Annotated in this window: 12 protein-coding genes; 3 read left to right on the plus strand and 9 right to left on the minus strand. The window is 40.6% G+C overall.

Features of this window, described 5'->3' with window-relative positions; genetic code table 11:
• Positions 1-73: 73 nt before the first annotated feature.
• From KFT32_RS15180 to KFT32_RS15200, 5 genes are all read right to left on the minus strand, one after another.
• A complete protein-coding gene (locus KFT32_RS15180; RefSeq protein ID WP_211748074.1) occupies positions 74-1,051 on the minus strand; it encodes a tRNA dihydrouridine synthase in 978 nt (325 codons plus the stop codon).
• Between the two features lie 409 nt (positions 1,052-1,460).
• On the minus strand, positions 1,461-2,273 hold the full coding sequence (locus KFT32_RS15185; protein ID WP_211748075.1) for an MBL fold metallo-hydrolase: 813 nt from the start codon (positions 2,271-2,273) through the stop codon (positions 1,461-1,463).
• Positions 2,274-2,349: 76 nt separating this feature from the next.
• Positions 2,350-3,945, minus strand: coding sequence for an extracellular solute-binding protein (locus KFT32_RS15190; protein ID WP_211748076.1), 1,596 nt, complete (start codon positions 3,943-3,945; stop codon positions 2,350-2,352).
• A 69-nt stretch (positions 3,946-4,014) separates the two neighbouring features.
• Positions 4,015-4,869, minus strand: coding sequence for a carbohydrate ABC transporter permease (locus KFT32_RS15195; RefSeq protein ID WP_249435913.1), 855 nt, complete (start codon positions 4,867-4,869; stop codon positions 4,015-4,017).
• 56 nt (positions 4,870-4,925) lie between these two features.
• Positions 4,926-5,801 (minus strand): ABC transporter permease, encoded by an 876-nt coding sequence (locus KFT32_RS15200; protein ID WP_211748137.1) that lies wholly within the window; start codon positions 5,799-5,801, stop codon positions 4,926-4,928.
• Positions 5,802-6,098: 297 nt separating this feature from the next.
• Here KFT32_RS15200 and KFT32_RS15205 point away from each other — a divergent pair, with 297 nt between their 5' ends.
• Positions 6,099-8,345 carry an AraC family transcriptional regulator gene (locus KFT32_RS15205; protein WP_211748077.1) on the plus strand — a complete coding sequence of 749 codons (2,247 nt, stop codon included), beginning with the start codon at positions 6,099-6,101 and terminating at the stop codon, positions 8,343-8,345.
• Positions 8,346-9,053: 708 nt separating this feature from the next.
• On the opposite strand, the gene KFT32_RS15210 is transcribed toward KFT32_RS15205, so the two are convergent.
• Complete coding sequence (locus KFT32_RS15210) at positions 9,054-10,511, minus strand: sulfatase family protein (protein WP_211748078.1); 1,458 nt, start codon at positions 10,509-10,511, stop codon at positions 9,054-9,056.
• Positions 10,512-10,649: 138 nt separating this feature from the next.
• Here KFT32_RS15210 and KFT32_RS15215 point away from each other — a divergent pair, with 138 nt between their 5' ends.
• Positions 10,650-11,510: an AraC family transcriptional regulator gene (locus tag KFT32_RS15215; protein WP_211748079.1), complete on the plus strand. Its 861-nt coding sequence runs from the start codon at positions 10,650-10,652 to the stop codon at positions 11,508-11,510.
• Between the two features lie 255 nt (positions 11,511-11,765).
• Here the strand turns inward: KFT32_RS15215 and KFT32_RS15220 are convergent, their stop codons facing one another.
• The gene (locus KFT32_RS15220; RefSeq protein ID WP_211748080.1) at positions 11,766-12,482 is read right to left on the minus strand and encodes a 3-ketoacyl-ACP reductase; all 717 of its coding nucleotides are present in this window, start codon (positions 12,480-12,482) and stop codon (positions 11,766-11,768) included.
• A gap of 281 nt (positions 12,483-12,763) precedes the next feature.
• Between KFT32_RS15220 and KFT32_RS15225 the strand changes: the two genes are divergently transcribed.
• Positions 12,764-13,144, plus strand: coding sequence for a winged helix-turn-helix transcriptional regulator (locus KFT32_RS15225; protein ID WP_211748081.1), 381 nt, complete (start codon positions 12,764-12,766; stop codon positions 13,142-13,144).
• Positions 13,145-13,357: 213 nt separating this feature from the next.
• Here KFT32_RS15225 and KFT32_RS15230 read toward each other — a convergent pair whose 3' ends face one another.
• Positions 13,358-13,585, minus strand: coding sequence for an HTH-like domain-containing protein (locus KFT32_RS15230; protein WP_211748082.1), 228 nt, complete (start codon positions 13,583-13,585; stop codon positions 13,358-13,360).
• A gap of 39 nt (positions 13,586-13,624) precedes the next feature.
• A complete protein-coding gene (locus tag KFT32_RS15235) occupies positions 13,625-15,115 on the minus strand; it encodes a recombinase family protein (protein WP_211748083.1) in 1,491 nt (496 codons plus the stop codon).
• Positions 15,116-15,408: the final 293 nt, after the last annotated feature.

Raw genomic sequence — 15,408 nt, forward strand, 5'->3', positions numbered from 1 at the left:
ATAAACAAAAACCCGAACTTAGAAAAGTTCGGGTTTTTATACTTCTGTTTGAGTAAAATATGGACTCTAAACACTAATTATCAAACTCAACATGATTTATTTCAAAATGATCAAGCAATACACGTACTTCATCCGTTGATTTGGTGTTCATCAATTGATTTCTTAATTCGCCTGCTCCTCGGAATCCTTTGACATATATTTTGAAGAAGCGATGAAGCGCTGCAACAGAACGAGGCAATGCTTCTATATATTGATCATGCAGATCAAGCTGCAATCGTAGGAGATCAAGGTGCTCCTTACTACTATGCTCTTTCGGTTCTTTTTCAAAGGCAAACGGATTTTTAAAAATACCACGCCCAATCATCACGCCATCCACACCATATTTTGTGGCAAGCTCTAACCCCATTTGACGGTCAAGAATATCGCCGTTAATGGTAAGTAATGTATTTGGCGCAATTTGGTCACGTAATTCCTTAATTTCCGGAATGAGCTCAAAGTGTGCATCGACCTGACTCATTTCTTTTCTTGTACGCAAATGAATGGAAAGGTTCGCGATATCTTGCTTTAAAATATGGGTTAACCATTCTCTCCACTCCTCTACTTCCGTAAAGCCAAGGCGTGTTTTCACACTTACAGGGAGTCCGCCCGCTTTTGCCGCTTGAATAAGTTCTGCCGCAAGATCTGGACGAAGAATGAGACCACTACCTTTCCCTCTTTGTGCGACATTCGGGACCGGGCAGCCCATGTTAATATCAATCCCTTTAAAGCCCATCTCCGCTAAGCCCATACTCATTCGGCGGAAATTCTCAGGGTTATCTCCCCATATATGTGCAACCATGGGCTGTTCATCTTCAGTAAACAGTAAGCGTCCACGAACACTTTTCATTCCTTCTGGATGACAATAGCTCTCTGCGTTTGTGAACTCAGTGAAAAATACATCGGGTCTGCCTGCTTTAGCTACAACATGACGGAATACTACATCCGTTACATCTTCCATTGGAGCAAGTACGAAAAACGGTTTAGGTAAATCATTCCAAAAATTATCTGCCATACTTAAATTCAATCCTTTCATTAATAGGTACATCTTCAAATGCTCATTCAAAATGAATAACGAAAATATTTCTATTTCTTTAATACATAATTAATAGACTAAGCCACCCGTTCCTAACAGGGTTGGAATATATGTGGACATTCGAATTAAAGGTATTAAATCATCATTTTAAAGTATAACCTAGCTTTAATCATTTTTCTTCACACAAGGTCCTCTTCAGGCGATATTTTTCATATCTTCCCCAAGTTCAAGAAAAAAGCCGAAGAAAAACAGGAGTGGATACCTGAGTTTCGTTCGACTCGTAACAGGACTTTTTATGCTTTGACCCGCATGTATGATCCCACAAAATAAAACTAATAAGACTGCCATTAAAATCATAGAACTATCCTCATTTTACTTATGAGCTAACTCATACGTACAGTTGCATCCCATCAAATGCTACTGTGATACCGTTCGGCTCAAAAATTCGAACCAAATCTTCGTGCAACAGATGAGCATTATGAGAGAAATGAGTGACTACGATTCGTCCTTCTGCTTGCATAACATGATTCTCTACTAACCAATCCCGTGTTTTTAGTGTATCCTTGACATTCATATGACCGTCACATTGTTCGGCATTCCCCGTCGTACATTCCAGAATGGCAAGATCTAGTTTCTTCCCTTTCAACCAGTTCCAAGTCTGTTCAGGAAACCAACCACTGTCGTGACCATAGAAAATGGTTTTGCCACCCTTTTCTATATAATACAATAAGCAAGTTTCTTTAGGATCATGGTTAGCAAGCAATGGGGTAATTGTAGCTGTTTGCGTTTGTATCGTTTCAAATGGCTTTAAGTTGTGGAATTGAAATCGATGGAATTCTGTGGCAAGCAATTGACTGCAGTTCTTAATTGGCAAGTCGTGGCCATACAGATGGAGTTCTTCTTCCTCCATAAACTGGGCATAACCAAACGCCCGAATCAATAAATCTTCAGGATACAAATGATCGGAATGTGAATGTGTAAACAATAAATCACGAACCTTATCCATATCTACAGAATCACGAATGGAATGATATAAGGTGTCCGCCGGAAAATCAATCTTAAGTACTTCATCAATCAAGACCGAAGTGCGTGTACGAATATTCTTCCCACCAAGTACTTTGGCTTGCTTGCAAGTCTCGCAATGACAGAATAGCGAGGGAATTCCTTCAAATGCAGCCGTTCCATGAAAAAGAACCTTCATAAACATTCCACCCTTGTAGTAGAGAACAACAGGACGTTAGTCCTGTTGTTCTCTCTGAGTAATATTCTAAACTGGCTCACTTAATGTTTGCATCATCCAAATACTGTATCCACTGCTTCGTGTATTCCGCTTGAATTTTATCGAGACCAGCTTTTTTGGCCTTTTCCATGAATAACTTCAAGCCGGCTTCAACATCCTCAACCATACCATCATTCAAAGGGTATAAGTATTGCTTTTCAACTTGTAGAAGGGCAGCCTTCTCTGCTTGATAAGATGTCCAATCCTCTCCGAAGCCTTGGAAAATATTCGGCTTTGCTATCTTATCCATTTCATCGAACATGTCTAGCACAGCTTGATAGCTCTTATCAAACAACATGAACTCTGGATTTCTCCATGCCCATCCATTCATACCTTCTCTTGTGAAGCCGTTTGATTGGGCATCACCAAGCATTTTGTAATATTTCCCATCCTCGATTTCAAAATTTTTGCCTTCGATACCGTATTGCGTCAGCCAATTGTAGCGTTTATCCGTGACCAATTTCTCATAGAAAGCAAGCGCTCTCTCTGGATTTTTGCTGCTGCGTGGAATTGCAAAGCCATTATGAATCGGGTGAACGGGTGAAGAGAATCCTTTTATATTTGGGTATGGGGTATAACCTAGCTCCCAATCCGGGTGCAGTGATTTCACTTTGACAACAGCATCACCAAAGCGGTTTGGATTCTCAGATCCTAAAATTGCTGCGGCTTTACCGCTGGCAAATATATCACTACCACTATCTTTAATGTTCAGCATATTCTTCATAAAGAACCCTTTTTCTTGCCAACTCCTGAACATTTTTAAATCTTTCAAATGCTGCGGAGAGCCCCAATAGCTAGTTACGTCTCTTGGAGTGTCATACATGATGTTAAGTCCATATGGAACTTTATCGTTGGTATTCACAGTTTTAGTTGTCATTTGACGGACGGAATCTACATGACCAACCTCAGTATCCGCCAGAGGCAGCATATCAGGTTCATTCTTGCGTATGCCATCCAAATACTGCTCTAGAGTTTCGAGTGATTCCGGCTTAGGCAAATTATACTTTTTACGCAAATCTTCCCGATAGGCAATACCATCATTTACATACTCTTTCCAGATCGCTGGAACTGTGTAAATTTTCTTGTCAACCTTAACTGCTTCCCAGAAATCCTGCGGTACATATTCTTGTAGCTTAGGTGCAGCCTTCGGTAGGAGATCATCTAGAGGAAGGAAAGCCCCTTTCATCGCATAGGACTGGTAATTTGTCCATTCTGCCGTAAAGATCAGGTCAATCGGCTGCCCTGAGGACAACAGAAGCTTATACTTCTGATCCCAGTCAGTCCAGGTTGTGAAGTTGAATTTGACGGTTGCATTCAAATCTTCTAATGCCATTTTGTTAACTTCATCCTGAATGACCTTTAAATCCTTTGGGGCATCGCCCAGCATATAGAACTGAAGCTCCACTTTCTTGGATGTGTCGATTCCAACTGGCTTCTGCGGTTCTGGAGATGACGTACTATCAGGATTGTTCTTGTCTGTTGCTTGTGGTGTTGCCCCCGTTTCCTTCGCAGTGCTACTGCATCCAGTCATGACCATTGTGAATAAGAATAACAAGGTTAAGACTGATGAGACGACCTTTTTCCCCTTTTTCATGTAAATCCTCCTTATTAGTTGCTATATGTCAGCCGATCGCATACGAGTTTCTTGCGTTTGCTTTCGATACTAACCCTTCACTGCACCAATCGTTAATCCCTTCACAAAATATCGCTGCACGAACGGATACAAGAAAATAATTGGTCCTGTTACGACGATCGCCATTGCCATCTTGGTCGACTCTGTCGGAATTTCGCGCCCTAGGGATACCCCTGTTCCAGTGGCCATTTGAGAAACGAACATCATGGTATTAACCGTGTTATACAAGTAGTATTGAAGCTGATACATGCTAGCGTCATTAATGAACAAGGAAGACATGAACCAGTCGTTCCAGTACGTCAGAGCAAGGAACAGACCGACAGTCGCAATTCCAGGCATAGCAAGCTTCAGCACGACACTGTAGTAAATCCTAAAATCGTTCGCGCCATCGATTTTGGCTGATTCGAATAATTCTTCCGGAATCGCAGATTTGATAAAGTTTTTCATTAAAATAATGAGAAAAGGTGTCATAAGACCCGGCAATATCAGTACGGCATAGGTGTCTGCCAGCCCAAAGTATTTGGTCAGCATGATATACCAGGGCACGAGCCCCCCTCCAAACAGCGTTGTGAAATAAATATAGAAGGACAATTGATTGCGATACTTGAAATCTTTCCTCTGCAGAACATAACCTGCCATCGTAATAAGAAACAATCCCAATAGCGTTCCAACCACAGTTACAAAAATCGTAACACCATAAGCCTTAATTAGCTGAGTTGGAAAGGTAAACACCATTTGATAGCCTTCCAGCGAAAACTCTTTAGGAATCAAGTGAAAACCGTCGCGAATAATGGATTCATTGGCTGTAAATGAGCCTGAAATGATCAGAATGAAAGGAAAGAGACAGAGCAAAGAAAAAACCGTAATGATCAGGTAAGCCATCATGCGGAAAACTCTAGAACTTAGAATGTTGTCATCCAATGTAATCCCTCCTCTCTATTTCAGAACAATGCGTAATCTTCATTAATTTTCTTGATGATATAATTCACTGTCATAATCAATACAAATCCGAAGATAGACTGATACAAGCCAGCAGCAGTTGCCATACCAATATCAAAATTAACTTTCAAAGATCGATAAACGTAAGTATCGATAATATCCGTCACGTTGAAGAGCATTCCGTTGTTCCCGACAAGCTGATAGAACAGATCGAATTGACCTTTCATAATGCTTCCGAGTGCAAATAAGAGCAGAATGATAAATGTTGGCTTCAGCATAGGTACGGTAATATGCCAGATTCGATGAAAAATATTTGCACCATCGATTTTGGCAGCTTCGTAATACTCATCGCTGATTCCCATGATGGAGGCAAGATAAATGACCATAGAATAACCAAGATTTTTCCATATATAAAATGCTGTAATCAGAATTGGCCAGAGCCATGGTGTATTGTATATGTCTACTGGATCAAATCGGAACGATGTTAGTACCTGATTAACGAAACCGGAATCAGCATTAAACATGTTAAACGCTAACACACTAATCAGAACAAACGAAACGAAATAGGGTAGAAACATGATGGATTGTGATAATTTTTTAAATAACTTACCTCGGACTTCACTTAATAGGATTGCTGCCCCTATAGATATCACGTTACCTAATATGATAAACACCACATTGTATCCAAGCGTATTGATTGTCAGCCTCAACAAAATTCCAGATTGAGTTAAAAATTTAAAATTGTCTAATCCTACGAACGGACTTCCAAATAAACCACCTGCAAAATCATAACTCGTGAATGCATAATAGATGCCGACCATTGGAAAATAAGAATTAATTAAGAAAAAAAGCAGTGTCGGTGCTATCATAAAAAACATGATTTTATTCTTATTTAATTCATATAAAAAACCTTTCTTCTTTAACAAATCTGACCACCTCCTGAATAGAATCACTCGAGAATCATTACATCCAAATCATAGAGGAAGCGAGTTCCATAATATACTGGACAATGCCGCAAATTGCTGTAATCTCGGCACTTTCAATGTGTGAATTTTATGTACTTTTGTGAATTTTTTCAATATTATCCTCTAATCTTGATTATTCGAGCGTGAATTCAATTGAAAGCAAACAACTGATCAGGTATACTCTAACCATAAATGAAAGGGGTTTCATAAATGGTGAAACAACGGTCTAGTGAGCATAAAAAAGTTTATAGTCGAATACTCTTAGGCTCTATCGGATGTGTTATTATTACACTTTTGATAACTTCAACTATTCTATATATGAACTTCATTAACAACGCACTTAAACAAGTTTATCGTTCCGATTCTAATAGTCTGAATCAAATTAAAACAGAATTATCTAGTATGACAGAGATTGTTACTTCACTGTCCTCCCAGATTTACTCTGATTCTGCGGTATCTAAGTTGTTGTATTATGCGGACTTAAATATCTATGATGTCATTTTTGCACAGCAACAACTTGATAACTATCGCGCATCCTTACCATTCATTGAATCCATTTATGTATATAATGCGAAATCCAATCAGTTCTATATTAGTTCCAATAATGCAAGAAGTGGAATTCAACCGAAGTCCGAACTTGATGATGATGGAATTCTAGACCTTTTTAAGAAATTCAAAGAACATCGTCCCTTCCAACCAATCCCCAGAACCTATAACATCGGTTCGGCCCAGAATACTCCAGTATCAAGCTACACTTACTTATGTTATAGCATCATTGATGATAATAACGATTTAAATACAGCAGTCGTTGTCAATATCTCAGCATCATGGTTAGACCAGCGATTAGATCAATCAGCGAAAGAGCTATCGGAGAAGAACACGTTTATCATTAATCAGGATGGAATATTGTACTCCAGTAATGACATGCATGCGATGCTAACGGATATGTCTGATAAAACCTATATACAGAAAATTATTCAGGATCCTTCAAACTCTACATATTTTGTGGATACCGTAGATGGAGTTAAATCTTTAATAACGTATACTTCACCCGATTCATTAGGCTGGAGATATGTTCGCATTACCCCTTATAGCAATATCACTCAAGAAATAAGCGGAATGAGGTATCGAATACTCATTATCTGTATTGGCATTCTTCTCTTAGGATTGTTGATTTCGTTAACTTTATCCCATGGTGTATATCGCCCGATTGACAAAGTCATACGCAAGTTCAAAACCCTCGAAACAGAAAGACGTGATCATCAACATATTCTCAAGCAGGATTTCCTTAGAAATACGATTTTAGGTAGAGAAACGAATAATGCTGAGGTGTTGCAACAAAAGTTACAATACTTCAATTCAGGGCTTATGGTTAATAGTAAATCTCTGATTGTTTTGGTAAGGATTGATCAGTACCTCCCAGTTCTCGAGAAATACAAAGATGATATTAAATTGCTCAAATACGGCATAATGAACGTTTGTATGGAAATTGCCTCGCCGACCTTTCAATCTGAAGCCATTGACATGGGGGATGATAGTCTTTTACTTATGCTGGGCTTCCATGATCCGCTTTATAACATGGAACGAGATTCGCTGATTGAAATGGCAGAGCTTATGCAATCGTCAATCACCAAACATTTAAAATTATCCATCTCGATTACCTTTAGTCCTGTAAAGGAATCAATCGAGCAATGCATTTTAGTTTACAAGCAAGTGCTTGAGGCTTCTTACCATCGATTATTCAAAGGACAGGGCTGCATCCTCTTTTCGGTTGACATTATGAACTTAAAATCCAAAGAGTATATGTTTCCTGTTCACAAAGAAAAACAATTCATTGAATCCTTGATGTCAGGAAATGTGGATAAGGCACGTAGCATCTATATCGATATAGTCGGAGAAATATCAGAGTATTCTTTTACCGTTGTTCAACTTGTCATATCGCATTTAGCACTTACCGTGAATAACGTCTTGAGGGCATTAAAAAAGAACAATGCGATATTAACATTACCCGAATTCGATACAACGTTCTTACTACCCAATCATGTTGAAACCATGGAAGAAATCAACACTCCGTATTTCAAAATATTTGAAGAAATAAGTCAAAAACTCGAAGAGAAGCGAAGTACAAAACAAGAAGATCTCATTAGAAAAGTACATCAAATTATTGAGCGAGATTATAGCAATTCAAACCTGTCCTTAAATTCAATTGCAGACGAGTTCTCGATGTCTCCAATTTATTTGAGCCGATTATATAAACAATTAACTACAAATGCTCTATCTGATAAAATAAGCGAATTGCGGTTGAATAAAGCCAAAGAGCTGCTGAAGACTTCTAAATACACCATTGGTGATATCGCTGAAAAAACAGGTTTTACTAGTAGTTCGTATTTTTATCGTTTATTTAAGAATAGTACGGGTATAACCCCAAGCGATTATAGAAAAAGGATAAATGTTTGAGATTAAACTTAGCACAACACGAATTCAAGTAGACCCATGCCCCCTATAAGGATTTGATGCTTTGTCTATGGTCTAACATTCAAGTAAAAAGGCCTCTCAACAATTCAGTAGATTGTTGAGAGGCGATCCCCATCGCCGTGATGATGCAGGCAGAACTGACAATTCCCGCGTGTACCATTGTTTTGTCCCCAGCGGTCATAGATAAACCCTCCGAGTACATTGCCGACGAAAGACCGCACCATTTAAGACTATTGTTAGAAGAACGGATACGAGCTCGGAAATGTCTAGCCGACCACGCCAAGACTACAACCTCAGGCAAACTTAATGGCAACATGGTCATTGACCTTCATTGGATGGAAATGTATCCGAAAAGCCTCAATCACGATAAAAAATAGGGACGTGAATAGCTCACGTCCCTATTTCGTCCCCATCTCCTCTATTCATTCACTTAAAACCCTTTGTTCAGTATTAGTAAACCCTTGCTACAAAACCGTGATTCCCTCGATTTTTTACTCAACTTGTTCTATCACTACTTTATTATAATCTGGATAATGTCTTGATATACACAAGAGCTGGCATCGTTTAATTTGGTAGGGCTGTCCCAATATCCAATTGCCTAGCTGACGAAACTCCGCCAAACAACAAATAAACTCAACTGCGCCATCTAGGTGTGGTTGAGTTTATTTGTTTGATGACGCACCCATATCTCTACCAATTCGTTTGACGCTCCGGCAGCGGATCTTGATCCTGTATCATTCGCTGAACGAGCATTTCCATCAAATTCTGTTTCACTCTGCTGGCTGCCTCTTCAAAATACAGATTGCGTCTTTCCTCAGGATCAAGATGCAAATCAAACAGCTCGCCGTAGGTCTCACCGGCAAACACTACCAGCTTATAGCGGTTGGTCCGCAAACATTTGGCCATAATACCACGATCATGCGCGTCGTACTCTGTCATTGCCGATTCCCGGATATGCTGCTTTTGACCAGAGAGCATTCCTAACTGTGAAACCCCTTGTATGCCGTACGGTCGAACCTGCCCGATCGCGTCGAGCAGAGTCGGGACTATGTCGACATGCTCCATCAGTGCATCAGTCCTTTGTCCCTTCGCAATCCCCGGACCACGGATGATCATAGGGATGCGCGTAAGCCCTTCAAAAAACCACGGCCCTTTGTACATCAGTCCATGATCGCCGAGCAGCTCCCCATGGTCGCTCGTGAACACGACGAGTACATTGTCATACACGCCTTTTTCCTTCCAGGCATCCATAATGCGCCCAATCTGCTCATCTATAAACGTAATCATCGCATAATAATTGCGAATTACCCTTCGAATGTGAGACTCGCCTGAATCATGCTGCTCTCCTCCTCCGGGCCAATAACCGCGAGCTCCCTGATGAAGCAGATGCTCCGGACGGAACGGCAGCTCGTCTTGCGGAACAAGTGGACCCTTCATTTCAATATCGGCATATAGTTCAGTGTAGGCCTTCGGGGGATTAAATGGATGATGTGGATCGACGAAGCTGGTCCATAGGAACAACGGTTGGTCATAATCATGCGAGCGAATCACATCGATACTTTTCTCCGCCATCCAGTAAGTCTGATGAAGCTCTGCCGGCATATCGCTTTCCCATACGTCTTGTTCTGCATCCTCTGAGCGGTACCGATCAAGATCGAAGCGGTTGGCAACAGCGGAATCCTGTTCACGCAGCCATCTCAAATAGTCGCCCACTAGGTTGTCTTCGGAAATATGATACTCATCAAATCCGTAATAGGTACCGTCTGCCGCCCTGCCGCGATCACGAATGTCCACGTCCTCAGGCTCCATTGAAAACCCCGTCTTACATTGAGGTCGGAAATGCATTTTGCCGACGCCAACCGAGCGATAATCCGATCGCTTCAAATGATCACACAACGTAATCTCATTCTCATCCAGAGATACACCAATGTTCCATGCCCCGTGGGCATGTGGATAACGTCCAGTGAAGATAGATGCGCGAGACGGTGTACAGACCGGACTCGCGCAGTATGCACTGCTAACAACGGTTCCCTCCGCCGCGAGACTATCAAGAACGGGGGTACGAACCGATTCGTTCTCGGCACCTATGGCATCAGCGCGCATTTGATCAGTTGTAATCAGCCAAATATGAGTTCGTTTTGTTGTCATATGATTTTCTCCTAGCTTGAGTTATTTTCGTATTTTTTAAGTACCATCTCTATGCTACGATAAGCTTTAAAAGGTTGTATTCAACCATTCAGTCCCTTTTTATAACGATCCAACTCTTTTATGAGGATGGTGAAGACGATGAGCACGAATTCATATTTTTATAAAATGCTAATAAATACCCCCAGCGAAATGATCAAGCCCTTTTTGTTTTATGTGCTTGATCTCGGCTGGTTCGAGTGCAGGCCGGATTATCGTATGCATCGAACGTTTTTTCCGTATTCAATTCGGTTCGTCATTCGCGGGAAAGGATATGTCGTGTGGAAGGGCAGAACGTTTGCGGTCAATCCGAACCAGTTGCTTTTTCTTGACCTGACGGAGGAGCATGAATATTATGCAGATTCGGAGGATCCGTGGGAAATCATTTGGGTTCGTTTTGGAGGGATGCAGGCAAGCGAATATTACCAAATGCTTGAATGTGCCAAAAACCCGGTACTTGATATTCGGGATGAGTCCTCGACCAAGCGGCTGTTTATGGAATTAATTTCGCTGTTCGAGGAATGTCCGCCCGGATACGAAATGACGGCGTCATCGCACTTGACCCAGATTATGACGGAAGCGGCGATAACACACATAAAGGGGAGTGAGACCCTCGGCACGCCTTCCTCTATACATCTAAATACCATGCGGCAAGCCATTCGCTATATTGAGGAACACTATCATATGCCGATCAAGATCGAAGATGTGGCAAACCATGTGTTTGTCAGCCCAAGCTATTTTTCACGAACGTTCAAACGCGCTACCGGCTGCACAGTCACAGAATACATTATCAAATGCAGACTAAAAATGGCTAAGGAGCTACTGGTTCAGAACGAACGGCCTCTTGGGGAAATCGCTCAATTATCCGGCTTTTGTGGCCAAAGCTATTTCTCCAGAGTGTTCAAGCAGCTCGAAGGAACGACACCTCTTGATTACCGCCGAACGATGCAGCTAAATCAATAGTTTTATCAGGAAGCAGTTACAACAAAAGGCATGATCATGAGCTTATTCTAAAAGAATATGCTTATGATCATGCCTCCATAGCATTTAATAGTTTGTATATCCTGTATAACTAACACTCACTAATACTTCAGACCACGCAAATCTGAATTCACTGTAGCCTGCTTAAAAAATTCATTCTCCCAATTTTTCAACCGACTTTTTCTATCACGACTTTAATATAATCTGAATAATGTCGTGATATTTCGAATAATTCTATTAAGGGTTCGTCGACCAAAGTCCAGCATGTTTTAATAAAACACGTGGATGAAGTTTAAGCTGTGCAACCATCAAGTCTGCTAAATCTTCTGCTTGCATCACTTTTTCTGGATTGCCGTCTGTTAAGTTCAGCTCAACAGCCATATCTGTTGCAACCGTGCTTGGCGTGAGTGTTGTAACACGAATATTTTTCTTACGCACCTCAAGCATTAATGACTCACTTAGTCCGATAACTGCCGCTTTAGAAGCTGTGTATGCACTAGTGATTGGTGCACCTTTTTGACCAGCTGTTGATGAGATATTAATAATGTCGCCTGTGTTACGCTCTATCATTTCAGGTAATACGGCACGTGTTGTGTAGTACACACCTTTTACGTTAACATCGATAATATTTGTCCATTCTTCTGGCGTTAATTCCATGAAGCCACCGAATTTCGAAATACCTGCGTTGTTTACTAAAATATCGATTGCACCAAGCTCGCCACGAATGGATTCAACCGCTGTGGTGATAGAGTCTAAATCTGCTACATTTGCCGCAGCAATTGCTACCTTCACATCATACTGTTTGAGTTCCTCTGCTACTTGTTGTAAATTTTCAAGGGTACGTCCTACAAGACCTACGTGAATACCTTCTTTTGCAAAAGCTACTGCTGTTGCACGTCCAATTCCACGCCCTGCTCCTGTAATTAACGCCACTTTTCCTTCAATCGTTTGCATGTTTTCCGCTCCTTGTGATGAGAAAATTTTATTTTAGACGAAACAAAAGTGTATTATACTAAAACATTTTAATAATTAAGTAAGGTGAGTTTGATAAAATCGTTCTGGTGGAATAATTAATAAAGCATTTTTACTCATAAATGTTTTTCGCCTAAAATAGAAAAAGATTTGTCTTTAAGACTAACTTCATTCTACCGACGAATTTCTACATTGTGAAGAACGCACTTTTTTGTGCGGAGGTTACCAAACGGTTACCACTATAGAAAAAGGAGTTAATACCCATGTCAGATACATTAAGAAAAGAGATCAAAGAGAGAATAATAAATCATGATTATCATTGTGAAAAAGAACTTACCTTATCGATTATTAGCGGAAAATGGAAAGTTGTTATTTTGTGGCATTTAGGTGTAGAAGGGCCACATCGCTTCAGCCAACTTCAAAAACTTTTCCCGAAAATATCCCATAAAATATTATCAAACCAATTACGTGAACTGATAGAAGATGGAATTGTTCATAGAGAAGTGTTTCCAGAAATTCCACCACAAGTAGAATATTCAATGACTGAACTTGGAATGACGTTATTACCAATCGTTGAAATGATGTATGAGTGGGGAAAAAATCGAATAGATCAAATCAAACTAGAAAACCATTATTCAGAGTAATAAAACAGAGGAAAGGCTTGATGGATCTGGGTTTCCCCTTTTTCCATTCATCCCTTCCCCGATTTTATTAAGGCTTTATTCGATTTTTAGCACGAGTTTATTAGGAATAGCATGAGTTTATTTGTTGGCTACAAATCCCTAACCGACACCGCCACACTCTCCACATGACTTGAGTGTCGGTCACTGTAATAACTCACTTCACATCGTGTAACATTAATTCTTTGGTACTACATATTCAGACAATTTCATACCTTTGCTGACTTCAGATGCGTAAGAAGGATTTAGTCCAGAAGCTGCAACAATATCACTCGGTTTTAAATGATTCCTCTGAATCACTGAAGCATATTTGACCCCAAACAAATGGATATTTGCTACCTGATGACCGTGGGGAGCTTTATCGTACATTTCTTTCAAGATTTTACCTAACTCTGTAATGTTCAAATTCACTACCTCCTGTCCTTGAGTGTCGGTCACTGTAAATTAAGCCGTAAGAAGAGCGGTGGCGGTAAACTTGTAATGAATGTTTACCGAGCCATCCGCTTGAACTTCAATCTTATCAATAAACCGATGAACCATCTCAGTAGTCAGTTCTTCTAGCTTCATGAAATGCTTGAGTTCCTTCTTTAATCTAACGATACTTTCCCCTGTGCCACTACTTGCCTGTAAAGACTGAATGCCTTTTAACTGGTCATGTAGGATACAGAGTTCAGCATTACCACTCTCAGTTGCTTCCTTGTATTCGGTCTCCGTAATAGTCCCGCTTGCCAACAGTCTGATTAACCCTGTCTTTTGTTCCTTCATCTTTTCTATGCGCCTTTGTAGAGACTGTATTTGCTTGTCTGCCTGCTTTCTTACCTGTAAGGTCTTTACCTCAAGCCGCCCCATGACTTCCTTCTCACTTAGGGTCTCAGCTATGTTACGAATATCATCAATGATTACGCTTGTGAGTTGTTTTTCCTTAACGCTATGCTGACTGCAAACGTGCTTACCGTGCTTGTAGTAGTTACCACATACATAACCTTTACGATATTGGACATACCATAGAGCCTTGCCACAGTCAGCACAAAATAGATAATTAGTAAATAGGTGCTTTTTAGCCTTCGGCTTTGCCTTTTGCCGCTTTCGCCCCGCCATATAATGCTGAACAGCTTCAAAATCTTCCTTTGAGATAATGGCTTGATGGGCATTTGCAATAACGATTTGCTTTTCCATTGGAACTTCTTCACGGACTTTCGATGTAACGCTTACCGTTGTCTGCCGCCCTTGAACTAAGTCTCCAACATAATGCGGGTTATTTAGAATTTTCTTCACGGACGTACCATGCCAATACAACCCCGCATTTTTCTTGCCAACAACCTGTGCAGGTGTTGGACATCCTTCACGGGTTAATGTACGTGCTATTGCGTCAAACCCCTTACCGTCTAGGTACATTCGGTATATACGCTTTACATTGTTCGGGGTGTCATCCTCAGCGATTACAAGCTTTCCGCTATTCAGTCTGTAACCATATGGCGGTAAAGAGCCTTTGAACTCGCCCTTCTTTGCCTTGCTACTGAGAGCGGCTTTTATTCTTGTGGATGTGCGCTGTGATTCCTGCTCGTACATCCAAGCATATAGCCCAAACATCTCATCTTTTCTCTCAATCGTGTTGATGGCATTGTCTAGTGTGATAATATGAATGCTATTGTCCCTTGCAATATCCCTAATTTTATAGGATAGTCCTCCATTACGGGCAAGCCGTGAAAGTTCTTTGGCAACGATCACATCGAACTTTCGAGTCTCTGCATCTTTTATCAAGCGTGACAAGTTCTCCCTCTTGTCAGTAGTCCCACTCTCAACATCAACATAGAAATCAAATACATCCCAACCCCTATCTTCTAGGTACTGGTAAAATAAACTTCTCTGATTTTCCAATGACAATTTTTGTTCGTCTTTGTCTGTCGAAACTCGAATATATACTGCACATCTCATAGTAACGCAACCCCTTCACTATGAGATGTATTGGCGTTACCACCATTATACTTTAAGTCGTCCTGCTGTTCTATAATTCTGTCAATCTCTGCATCAATCAACGGCAATAGTAGACTTATGAATGACTCGTTCCCATTAAAAGTTCTTTCAACATTCATTATTATCATCTCCCTTGCTATCAGTGGTCGCTCCATGTATTTGAAAAGGTGCGATCAATAATAGGAAGGCTGTAAAGAAGTTGGATGAAAACGAAAAGAATACTGTCGGTTAAACTGACGGTAATAGAGGGTATT

It is taken from the genome of Paenibacillus sp. Marseille-Q4541 (assembly GCF_018310695.1).
Lineage (GTDB): Bacteria > Bacillota > Bacilli > Paenibacillales > Paenibacillaceae > Paenibacillus.

Coding starts and splice junctions, on each gene's coding strand:
- KFT32_RS15200 (WP_211748137.1), bottom strand. CDS start 5,801: ATGTTTTTTATGATAGCACCGACACTGCTTTTTTTCTTAATTAATTCT.
- KFT32_RS15235 (WP_211748083.1), bottom strand. CDS start 15,115: ATGAGATGTGCAGTATATATTCGAGTTTCGACAGACAAAGACGAACAA.
- KFT32_RS15210 (WP_211748078.1), bottom strand. CDS start 10,511: ATGACAACAAAACGAACTCATATTTGGCTGATTACAACTGATCAAATG.
- KFT32_RS15225 (WP_211748081.1), top strand. CDS start 12,764: ATGTCAGATACATTAAGAAAAGAGATCAAAGAGAGAATAATAAATCAT.
- KFT32_RS15220 (WP_211748080.1), bottom strand. CDS start 12,482: ATGCAAACGATTGAAGGAAAAGTGGCGTTAATTACAGGAGCAGGGCGT.
- KFT32_RS15195 (WP_249435913.1), bottom strand. CDS start 4,869: ATGATGGCTTACCTGATCATTACGGTTTTTTCTTTGCTCTGTCTCTTT.
- KFT32_RS15185 (WP_211748075.1), bottom strand. CDS start 2,273: ATGAAGGTTCTTTTTCATGGAACGGCTGCATTTGAAGGAATTCCCTCG.
- KFT32_RS15180 (WP_211748074.1), bottom strand. CDS start 1,051: ATGGCAGATAATTTTTGGAATGATTTACCTAAACCGTTTTTCGTACTT.
- KFT32_RS15215 (WP_211748079.1), top strand. CDS start 10,650: ATGAGCACGAATTCATATTTTTATAAAATGCTAATAAATACCCCCAGC.
- KFT32_RS15190 (WP_211748076.1), bottom strand. CDS start 3,945: ATGAAAAAGGGGAAAAAGGTCGTCTCATCAGTCTTAACCTTGTTATTC.
- KFT32_RS15205 (WP_211748077.1), top strand. CDS start 6,099: ATGGTGAAACAACGGTCTAGTGAGCATAAAAAAGTTTATAGTCGAATA.